The sequence below is a fragment of the Kitasatospora sp. NPDC057198 genome, from assembly GCF_042670125.1.
Lineage (GTDB): Bacteria > Actinomycetota > Actinomycetes > Streptomycetales > Streptomycetaceae > Kitasatospora.
Map to the genome: position 1 here is coordinate 2,803 of NZ_JBHUWH010000553.1, position 2,031 is coordinate 4,833.

The window sequence follows — 2,031 nt, forward strand, 5'->3', positions numbered from 1 at the left end:
CCGCCGAGGGACGCACCGTGCTGGTCTCCAGCCACCTGATGAGCGAGATGGAGCACACCGCGGACCGCCTGGTCGTCATCGGCCGCGGCGAACTGATCGCGGAGGAGAGCGTCACCGCGTTCGCGATGCGCGGCACCCGCGCCCACGTCAGCGTCCGCACCCCCGAACCGGCCGTCCTCGCCTCCGCGCTCATCGCCGAGGGCGCCGGGGTGCGGCCCGACGGCGAGGGCACGCTCGCCGTCACCGGGCTGACCGCCGCCCGGATCGGCGAGATCGCCCTCGACCACCGCATCGTGCTGCACGGGCTGGTGCCCGGCGCCGCGTCCCTGGAGGAAGCGTTCATGGAACTCACCGCCGACCGCGCCGACTACCGGGCCGGTGAGCGCCGGTGACCGCGCCGACCGTCCTCCGTCCGGTCCCCGCCGGGCGGCCGGAACCCGCGGCCGAACCGCGGGTCCGCTTCCGCGACCTGTGCGCCGCCGAGTGGATCAAGCTCTGGTCGCTGCCCTCGACCCGCCGACTGCTCGGCATCGGCCTCCTGGTCCTGCTCGGGTTCGCCCTGCAGGACAGCATCCGCACCTACCAGGACTGGCCGCACTTCCTGCCGCAGGACCGCGCGCACTACGACCCGATGCGGCAGGCGCTCAGCGGCCCCGGGGCGGCCCTGCTGATGATCGGCACGGGCAGCGTCGGAGCGCTGACGATCGTCGGCGAGTACGCCAGCGGCCTGATCCGCACCACCCTGACCGCCGTACCCCGCCGCAGCCCGGTGGTCGCCGCCAAGGCGGCCGTCCTGGCCGCGGTGATGCTCGGCTTCGGCGCGGCCGTCTCGCTGGGCACCTTCGGCGTCAGCCAGGCCGTGCTGTCCGGCCGCGGCATCGGCCTGTCGGTCGGCGACCCCGGCGTCCCCCGGGTGCTGCTGGCGAACGCCCTGCTGGCCCCGGTCGCGGCCCTGACCGGCCTGGGCATCGGGGCACTGCTGCGGCACACCGCGGGCGCCGTCGTCACGGCCTGCGCGGCGCTGGTCATCGTGCCCGGCTTCTGCACGCCGAACGTGCACCAGTGGGTGGACGACGTCTACGGACTGTTCCCCTTCTACGACTGGCGCAACTGCCTCTCCGCGCGCGAGCCGTTCGTCGACCCGCACCTGCCCTCCGTCGCCGGTTCCTGGCTGGCCTTCGCCCTCTGGCCGCTGCTCGCGGTGCTGCTCACCGTGCTGGTGGTGCGCCGCCGCGACGTGTGACCCCACCCCGGCCCGGCCCAGGCAGCCTGGGGCAGCCCAGCCGGGATCAGCCCAGCCGGGGCCAGGCCAGCAGGTGGTCGAGGGTGGCCGGGGAGCCGGCCGTCAGCAGGGCGCCGGCCGGGTGGCGGCGGTGCAGGGCGAGCAGCAACTCGCTGGCGGTGCCGGTGAGTTCCAGCAGTTCGGGGTCGGCCCCGGTGGCGCGGTCGGGGGCGAGTCCGACCGTCCGGTCGAAGCCCTCGGCGGCGCGCAGCCGGACGGCCGCCGGGTCGTGCGGCCAGGGGGCAGCGCCCCAGTACAGGGCGGCGAACTCGTCGAGGCCGTCGAGGGCGATAGCCGCCGGGACGGGCCGGGGCGCGCCCACGGCGAGCTCCGCGTCGTGGGCGTGCACGGCGGCCTCCTGCACCTGGTGGCGGGCGATCGCCCCGCTGTCGCGCGCCACCCCGTCCGAACTCCACCACGTCTAGCAGGCGCGCTCCGGCCCGGCCTCCCGGAGCGCCGCCAGCAGCGCGCCCGTCGCCTCCTCGGCCCGGGCCAGTGCTTCGCCGAGGGACAGCCCCTCGGCCAACTCCGGTGGCGCGGGCGTGAATCCGGCCCCGGCGCTGACGGCGGCGGCCCAGAACAGGTGCACCCCGGCCAGGTGGTCGAGCAAGTCCGCCAGCGTCCAATCGGGGCAGCTGGGCACCCGCACCTGCGGGTCGGGCGCCTCGGCCACGGCCTTGCGCAGCACGGCGGAGCGCTCGTCGATCAAGTCCAGCAGGTCGGGAAAGGCGAGGGCGTCGGTCATCCTG

Annotated in this window: 3 protein-coding genes and 1 pseudogene; 2 read left to right on the plus strand and 2 right to left on the minus strand. The window is 76.0% G+C overall.

What is annotated here, in order from left to right:
• Positions 1-392: pseudogene (locus tag ACFUEL_RS35310) on the plus strand (ABC transporter ATP-binding protein); the annotation flags it as partial.
• Positions 389-1,243 carry an ABC transporter permease gene (locus ACFUEL_RS35315; protein WP_380241608.1) on the plus strand — a complete coding sequence of 285 codons (855 nt, stop codon included), beginning with the start codon at positions 389-391 and terminating at the stop codon, positions 1,241-1,243. The pseudogene ACFUEL_RS35310 and the gene ACFUEL_RS35315, both read left to right, overlap by 4 nt.
• Positions 1,244-1,289: 46 nt before the next feature.
• Here ACFUEL_RS35315 and ACFUEL_RS35320 read toward each other — a convergent pair whose 3' ends face one another.
• Both ACFUEL_RS35320 and ACFUEL_RS35325 read right to left on the minus strand, forming a co-directional pair.
• Entirely contained in the window at positions 1,290-1,682 is a 393-nt protein-coding gene (locus tag ACFUEL_RS35320; protein WP_380241610.1) for a hypothetical protein, read from the minus strand.
• Positions 1,683-1,703: 21 nt separating this feature from the next.
• Positions 1,704-2,031: DinB family protein (locus tag ACFUEL_RS35325; protein WP_380241612.1), on the minus strand; the 328-nt coding region annotated here is incomplete at its 5' end.